Annotated in this window: 1 protein-coding gene; it reads left to right on the forward strand. The window is 40.8% G+C overall.

Annotation, left to right across the window (positions count from 1 at the left end):
* Positions 1–104 precede the first annotated feature (104 nt).
* Positions 105–660, forward strand: a 556-nt coding sequence (locus A3762_RS23695) for a RimK family alpha-L-glutamate ligase (RefSeq protein WP_197469543.1), incomplete at its 3' end; no start/stop codon positions are given.

Genomic DNA, 660 nt, shown 5'->3' on the forward strand with positions numbered 1-660 from the left:
CACGTGGGAATCGCTATGCACCAGAGTTAACACGGCTTACCTTAAATTGGCTTACATTGCATAACCGCGAGATCATAAATGGTCCAAGAGCGATATACTATGAAGTGGACAAGTTTTCTCAATACTGTGCATTGCAAAAGCATGGTATCAAAACGCCGCTTACCCATGCCGTAGTCGGTAAAGAAAACCTGATACAGGCAGCGACAGACTTCGATCAAATCCCGTTTATTATTAAGCCTAATCGCGGCGGTAAAGGCTTAGGCGTAAAACTCATTCATAGCATCTCTGACTTAGAAAACTTTATTGAAAGTGATGACTATGAAGAACCCTTGGATGGAACATGGTTGATCCAAGAGTACATAAAGTCAGACCAAACCTTTATTGTTCGTGCTGAATTTGTAGGAGCGAAATTCTTATACACGGTCAAAGTCAAAACTGATGGAGGCTTTGAACTATGTCCGGCGGATGTATGTGATATTTCTGATGCGTTTTGTCCAACCAGCGCCCCTGAGAACAAGTTTGAATTGATAGATACCTTCGATAATCACGCCCTAATGAATCAGCTCGAAACATTCTTAAGCAAAGAAGAAATTGATATTGCAGGGATAGAATTTATTCAGAACGAAATCGGTGATTTATTGGTTTACGATATCAACACCA

Source organism: Oleiphilus sp. HI0125, assembly GCF_001635355.1.